Source organism: Paraglaciecola sp. (assembly GCF_030730205.1).
In the GTDB taxonomy this organism is placed as follows: Bacteria; Pseudomonadota; Gammaproteobacteria; order Enterobacterales; family Alteromonadaceae; genus Paraglaciecola.
In genome coordinates this window covers 18,976-26,603 of the sequence record NZ_JANQVQ010000342.1, presented here as the reverse complement: position 1 = coordinate 26,603, position 7,628 = coordinate 18,976, and the positions used below count along the sequence as shown (strand labels likewise).

Sequence of the window (7,628 nt, the reverse complement as noted above, 5' to 3'; positions counted from 1 at the left end):
ACCTACCACCATCTAAGTCGATTCAACATTAGCATGATGGGTGCAAGCGGGATATTACGTTCTCTATTGCACTTTTTTGCAAAAAATTTTAACCAGACCTATTTTGAGTGCATCGAATATTACTTTGAGTATAATGCCGGCGGCTTTTGCCTAAATTATAAAATAAAAAGGAAATTTGAATGAAAAAATTGGTTTTGAGAACCTTAGTTGCTGCCACTGTAATCGTAACTTCTGGCTGTGCCACAATTCTTTCTGAAGACACTCACAAAATAAACGTCTCTACCTCTAATGGTCAAAAAATTGATGTCAACGTTGATGGAGCCACTCAGCAAGCACCGGGTGTTATCACTCTTAAAAAAGAAAATGCTGATAAAATTTTAGTCACTGATGCTGAAGGTTGTACTTCAGAAACCCAACTGAACAAAGAAATTGAACCTACTTTTTGGGTGAACATTCTTTCTGGTGGTGTTTTCGGTTCAAGTACCGACATGGGAAGTAAAAAAATGTGGAAATATCAGGACTCTGTCACTATCAGCTGTAACTAATATTTCATGTTCTACCTAAACAAAGGAAGCTTTACGGCTTCCTTTTTATTTGCGCTATTGCTTATTTGCACTTTTTCTCAGCAGATAGAAGCCGCAGTGTCACCTACTCAAATGCAGACTCTTGCCAAAGACCCAGTATGGCAAGCCCTGATTCAAGCTCAAGCGAATACTCCTAGAATTTCCGATCCTACCTTTTTGCTTTCTGCAGAAGACTTTAGCAGCCTAAATGAACTAAGCAAAACGATCGAATTACTGACGATGCAGCCATCTGCTGCCTGCCGTTTCCCCGCGCGAAAACGCTATATTGAACGCCAGTTAACTATCAGCTTATCAAACTTCTCAATGAGCGATTGCGTAGACTACACAGAGTTTTCTACTTTAGCCCCAGCAGACAAAATCTATTTGGTGTATACCTCTGAAAATCTAACTCAAGCCAGCAGCATGATGGGCCATGTTATGTTGAAAATTGAAGGGACCAATAATAAGGCTAACGCCGTCTCTCATGCCGTCTCTTTTTTTACCGAACTAGACAGTATTAATGCTGCAAAAATACTGTGGGAAAGTCTCTTTATTGGCAAACAAAGTTTCTTCAAAGTATCTCCTTATCAAGAGCACATTGATCAGTATCTAAACGCAGAGCAACGCAATGTATGGGAATACCAACTTGATTTTAACCCAGAGCAACTGCAACTTATTCACGCCCACCTATGGGAATTAAAAAATGCGACAATCCCTTATTTTTTTCACACCTATAATTGCGCAACGCTAACTCAACTGCTGTTAGCAATCGGCCAACCGACAATGAGCCCCGAACCTAACGCATGGGTCACACCTCTAGATGTCGTAAAGTCAGCACAGGCAAATAAACTAATATCAACAACCACTGTTATAGCTGCTAATAAGTGGAAAATTAGAATGTTGCAGGACGCACATTCCCTGAGAAATAACCCCATACCTGACCCGAAGATCGATTCTCGAAATCTAGCAAACCTTGCGTCACGCCCTACTGAATCACAGTTTTTATCGTTAAAGCTACTTGAAAGTTTTAATCTCTACCAATTGCAAAATGGAGCGATAGATAGAACTACTTTTAACGATAATAAAGGAATACTTAAGGCCTTTGGCCAAGACCAAAACTTAGAGCAATTCGACATTGATTTGAGCGCTTATAAACAGCCCATCGCGGCGCCCAACGACTCGCAGTTTTCGGTAGGGATGCGTCAAATAGACAGCGAAAATTGGTTTCAGATTCACTATATGCCAGCATCACGCAGACTCGAAGATGATAATCGTCAGTTCTTTAGTGAAAGTGCACTGGAACTATCCTCATTATCACTCTTAGTTTCAGCCCAAAATACAAAGATTGAGTTAGAAGAATGGTCGTTGTATGCAATGCGCAGCTTGGTGCCCTATGAGCCTTTTACGGGTGGCGTATCTAGCCAATTGCGCATAGGTGTTCAACAACACGTAAACCCGTATTTACAGCGTGCTTTAGCCTTAGATATTTATAGCGGCATAGGGCTCGCAGTGAAACTCTCCCATGATTTATTGTTGTATTCACAGATGAATGTAGGTTTAGGCTTTAGTGAGGGGCATGGCTATATTTATACTCGCCCAGAGGTAGGTCTGATGTTTTATCAAATATTTGATATGAAAACTCTCGTGTCATTTTCAATTACCGACAATCAACGACAGGGGGACCAAGTCATTAAAAGCCTAGCCCTTACTCACTCTATCTATACCCAGCAAAATATTTCACTGCACGGGACATTTGAAAAAAAATGGACAAATTTAAATGAGCAACAGTCATTTGGACTGTATTTTAAGTATCTTTACTAAACTTATTTAACTTGGCACTAATAAGTGCGACAAGCACCATAGTTGCCTGACACCGATTAGGCTTTATCAGCTAAACCGGTGCCAAGCATACAAGGCCTTATTCCACCAGAATAAAGACCGGATTGCTGTAAAACCATAAGTCAGACCAGGGGTCTTCGCCCGGAGGGTCGATTGTTGGCTCTAGCTCATTTGCCTGATTTGTACCGCGAATACGGATATATTGTGAATGTTCAATATCCGCAATAGCAAAATGAAATTCACGATATTCGCCTTTAACTTGCCAATCGGTTGAAGTGTAGCGAGCACTTACTTTTGTGCTGGGATGGTGATCGGCAGACAAGTTTGCGGCTTTGCCTATTACATCACCCTGTATAACATCGACACGGGCTACCGTTGGCGTACCACGGCCAAAGTTTGGCTGGCTGGGATCTCGAAAACGAATGCGGATATTCACCTTGTCGCCTTTTTTCACCTTTAAGGTGCCACCGATATCAACCTGTTGCCCTTGTTCATCGCTCACCAACACTGAAAGTTCGTTAATCAAATCACCTGTGGCCACAAATACATGACCAGCGCGCAGGGCTTCAAGAATACTGTCGTATTGTTTTTCGGCATATACAAAGGTTTTAGAGTATTCGCCAGGCCAAAAGTCCGTGCGCCCTTCGGTATAGTGCATATGGCTGTCTGACGTAGCGGTGATCCACCAATGCCGTCCCTCGCCTAACATACTGTCCCAAACGCCACCTACTTGGGCGGTCATTTGATCAAAGCCCCCCATAGTCGGGAAGTCGTCATAACCACCACGACGCCCAGTTTGACGAATTGAGCCGTCAGGATTAAGGGCATTGGCTTGATGACCGGGTGCGCCTTCCATACCAATGACCACATCTGGTGCTGCATCTTGCCAACTGCGCAACTGAGCGGGTGTCACTTTGTTGAATGCGCCTAGATCAGTGGCCAATCTGGCAGGATGGTTAGCGATTATAATCGGTTTTAATGCTTGTGCTTGCATGCTACGCAATGCTTTAAGCATAAATTCGTTGCTATCACGACTGCTGGTATCAGGCTCTATTTCACGACGATTGAAGTTTTTTTCAATGTTGTATAACTGACTCGCTTCGTTGTCAGAGTAAGGAATAATCAAACTACAATGACGGGCGCCCGGCGTGTCGAATTCCATACCAAAGAACTGCAATACTTCTGGTGTGGCTTTACGCGAGTCTACCAGTTCGGGGTAGGCTTGGTGTAAATTCAACTCACTGTGGTTCGGTCCGCCATGATCTGTAGTAACCATCCAACTTAAGTTATGGTGCTTTGCCATCTGCGCATAAATAGCGGTGGCATATTGTGCGTCACCACGCAATATAGGTGTGGGCGGATTCGTCGAAGTATCCCATTTTGCGCTGTATTTACCGTGTATATGGTGATCACCAGCTAGCCATTGTTTGCCTTTATTTGCCTGCGTAATGTGCTCACTCAATGACTTCGCCTGATGGCTTTGACAGGAAACTAACACTGGTAGTAACAAGCACAACAAGGCGTTGCTCGGAGGTATTCTTTTGTAAAACATGACACTTCTCAATTTTAGACTCGGATGTTATGCAATTTGTTATTTACATTTTTGCTATTTATCAACTAAAAAGGCGCTGCGAAATTCGCAACGCCTTTTCGTTTTTCGATAACGCTGAGTAACTGACTTAAAATTTGTAAGTTACACCAGCCATATATGTTCTGCCACTTGTTGTTGTATTGTATTGACGATCACTGGAATCACTGTATTGCTCTTCTCGTTGATTGGTCAAGTTAATGCCCTCAATATTAATTTTAATTGACTCATTAACTTGATAAAAGGCGGAAAAATCGACATAAGTGGTTTCGTGGAAACCACGCTCATCTTCATCACCTAAACCCGCTTCAACAGAACTGATAAATCTATCACGATAGGCCGCCGCGATACGAGCACCCCACGAATCAGTTTCATAATACAATGTCATATTATAACTGCTTTTTGATAATCCAGTAAAAGCTTTGACTTGATCTTGACCACTGTTCTGCACATTACGATACTTACTGCTGCCGTCTGCCCATGTGTAGTTAGCTATCACACCCAACTTGTCAAAAGGCGCCGGCAAAAAGTCTAAGTCACGTTGAAAGGCAAATTCAAAACCTTTAATGGTTGAAGAATCTGAGTTTTGTGGTGACGTCACGTTAAATTGACTCGTTGGTGTACCGCCATTGGGCAACAATGAATTCGGTAAACCTAATTCAGCCAGAGTAAAGGTTTCTGCCAATGTTTCAGTTACGATAAAGTCTTTGATATCTTTATAGAAAACCGCAGCAGATAAAAAGCCCACTCCATCAAAATACGATTCAATTGATGTATCAATATTCACCGAAGAATAAGGTTTTAAACTAGGATTACCAACGGTAACACTGCCTACATCTCCTTCGGAAAGAGTCGCTTGAGATACGTTTGCTGACACTGACAAGGTCGATAACGAAGGGCGTGTTAGGTTTTTGCTGGCACCAAAACGTAACAATACATCATCCATCACTTCATAGGACAAGTTCAAAGACGGTAATACTCCAGAGTAGTCTCGGATAATTTCAATCTGCTCGCCCTGAGAAACACCATTCGAAGTCAATTCGGTATTGTAGTAACGTAAACCGATATTTCCGCGTAACAAAGAATCACCCAACATATTGTCCCACGTGTACTGAGCATAAGCGGCTTGAGTCTCTTCTTGCACTTTAAAAGCCGAAGTTGAAATAATTTTGTCTTCACCTAAAGATAAGTCACTTAAGCCATAGAATGCTTTGACAGCATCCATATCAAGTTGTAACCAACTTTGATCTGGGTGATCAGAATACACTTCAGTGATGTCAGCAGTGACGGTTTTAACATCAGCATTAAGAGGTGGAGCCTTGTTTTCAACATAACCGGAATCTTGTCTACGTTCTCCGCTGTTTGAGAATTTTTTGTAATTAGCACCGAAGGTCAGAACACCGGAGTCTCCCACTAAGTACTCAAAATCCACCTTGGCATTGTCAAAATCTGTGGTGATGTAATCTTCTTGAAAATACAGATCTTTCACAGCCCATCCGTCCAAGGATGTGGGATCAAAGTCATAGGTATTGACCCCATAAAAACGGTCTTGGGTAAAGTCAGTTGTAATGCCACCTGAACGGGTTAAATTGGCTTTGTTGACTTTCGGTTGATTATAATCCGACTGACTGGTGCCAATCTGCGCAACCATTTTCAACTCATCGCTGATGGTCCACTTAGATTGCAGGGTCACTTGGTCGAAGATAGATTCATTATAGTCTTCCCGTGACTCTGTTCGAATAGTTGAATTTGAATAACGAGCAAAGACCACTTCTTTGTCGCCATTGTTATCAACGTAATCTAGCTCTTCAACAAAACCTAAAGCTGTACTACTGGAGCCACCCGTTGAAATATGATGCTCATCTAAGGTGTTTTCTAATTTTCCATGTAAAAAATCCAGACTGAATTCTAGATCATCAGAAGCGCGATATTGTAAGGCGGCCGTCACACCGAGGCGATCTTGCTGGTTGTTCCATACTGAATATCGGTTACCTCGGGAGAACCACAGTTCACCATCTTCAAGCAAAGCTTGGGTTTGACTATCTAAACTATCGTTATAGTTGCTGGTACTTCTTTTACGCCATCTATAGGTGTTATACCCCATTTCACGAGACTCTTTTGTGCTATAAGCAATCGAAGCCAATGCACCAAAATTATCCCAAGTGTTAGAGATCATGCCCACTAAACGTTGATCAAAGCTATCCGTATTAGTATTGGTACCGCCTTGAACACCCACTAGGGATTGGAAGCCTTTGTAATTAAATGGCCTTGCTGTATGCAAGCCAACCGTACCCCCAATACCGCCTTCTTCCATATCAGCTGAGTAGGATTTTTTTACATCAATTTGATTAAATAACTCAGAGGCAAAAATATTGAAATCAAAGGCTCTTGAACGGCCTACTGCGCCACGGCTATCCATCGGCGATGAAGAGGTGCCCAACGCTTCCATGCCATTGACTTCAACTCGAGTAAAATCTGGCCCCATACCGCGTAAGGATATTTGACGACCTTCACCGCCTTCACGAGTAATTGCAACCCCCGGAACACGTTGCAGTGAGTCAGCCAAGTTTAAATCAGGAAAATCTGCAATATCTTCTGCAACAATTGAATCTTGTGCAATCAGCGCTTCACGCTTTAAATCTTTTGCTTTAATAACCGAACTTCTAAAACCTTTAACCTCGATTATTTCTGTATCATCAGTGGATTCTTGTGCCAGTAACGCGGGTGAATACGAAGTAGCTAAAACGTTTACTATCGCGATTGCTAGTACGCTTTTTGTTCTATTTTTCATTTATGTGCCCTTTCATTAACAAAATAACAACATAACAATATAAATTACTGACACCGGTGTCAACAAAAAATACAAATATTTGATAAATTTTTGTTAACTCGCCAGTTTCGCTATTTTTAAAGGGAACTAGGTCATTAACCACGCTTTCAGACAACGTGTAGCTGCTGCTTAATATAAAATGTAAATTTTATGTTGATAAGCATTTGTACAAGTTATAGACAAATTCAGCTTTGACCTATTTTGAATCAGCTAAAAAACCGCTACAAGCCTTTATAATCAGTAATGACACCGGTAACAAAACTCGAGTTATACTGAGGATGCGTAATGTATTGCCGTATTGTGACTAAATGATGAACGCGGTAACGTTTTTATAAAACAAAGCGGTGGGCTTAAATCAACACGATGGAAGGGCCAGAATAAAAATCAGTGGACATAATTTGTGCAGCACTTTTGGTAGCGTCATTCTCTTTGCGTGGCACACGTATCATCCCTTCGTCTGATCGGGTTCTCATTATGAACCCTTGAGCGTTAAAACGCTGGATATCCAATTGATGGGTTAGCGGATTATTCACTACCATCACCGCGGCCTCAGCACTGTTTGGTAAGTAATAAGCAAACCCCGCGTAAAACAGCAGTTCAAAGTGACGTAGCCCAGCGCTAGCGGCTTGGTTAAGGTAGAATGACGAAAATCTAAACTTGCCCCACGCTAAGGATGTTGTTATTTACACAGCGCTTTCGCCGCATCAAAAGCCCTTTTTTGTAACGGTTATGCGAAAGTGGTTTCGCTTAGAGGTTCACCCCCTGCAAGTACTTTGACCGAGACACACGAGCCACAAAAGGTAGATCA

The 7,628-nt window shown here is 42.0% G+C and carries 5 protein-coding genes; 2 read left to right on the top strand and 3 right to left on the bottom strand.

Annotated features, from left to right (window positions below):
* Positions 1-179: 179 nt before the first annotated feature.
* Both NWQ57_RS22565 and NWQ57_RS22560 read left to right on the top strand, forming a co-directional pair.
* Complete coding sequence (locus tag NWQ57_RS22565; RefSeq protein ID WP_306024448.1) at positions 180-545, top strand: adenosine deaminase; 366 nt, start codon at positions 180-182, stop codon at positions 543-545.
* Positions 546-641: 96 nt separating this feature from the next.
* A complete protein-coding gene (locus NWQ57_RS22560) occupies positions 642-2,384 on the top strand; it encodes a DUF4105 domain-containing protein (RefSeq protein ID WP_306024447.1) in 1,743 nt (580 codons plus the stop codon).
* A gap of 97 nt (positions 2,385-2,481) precedes the next feature.
* Here NWQ57_RS22560 and NWQ57_RS22555 read toward each other — a convergent pair whose 3' ends face one another.
* The 3 genes from NWQ57_RS22555 to NWQ57_RS22545 all read right to left on the bottom strand — a co-directional run bounded on the left by NWQ57_RS22555 (position 2,482) and on the right by NWQ57_RS22545 (position 7,413).
* Positions 2,482-3,864, bottom strand: a complete 1,383-nt coding sequence (locus tag NWQ57_RS22555; RefSeq protein WP_306024446.1) for a phosphoesterase — start codon at positions 3,862-3,864, stop codon at positions 2,482-2,484.
* Positions 3,865-4,081: 217 nt separating this feature from the next.
* Positions 4,082-6,781: a TonB-dependent receptor gene (locus NWQ57_RS22550; protein ID WP_306024445.1), complete on the bottom strand. Its 2,700-nt coding sequence runs from the start codon at positions 6,779-6,781 to the stop codon at positions 4,082-4,084.
* Positions 6,782-7,170: 389 nt separating this feature from the next.
* The gene (locus NWQ57_RS22545) at positions 7,171-7,413 is read right to left on the bottom strand and encodes a Ca2+-dependent phosphoinositide-specific phospholipase C (RefSeq protein WP_306024449.1); all 243 of its coding nucleotides are present in this window, start codon (positions 7,411-7,413) and stop codon (positions 7,171-7,173) included.
* Between the last annotated feature and the right edge of the window lie 215 nt (positions 7,414-7,628).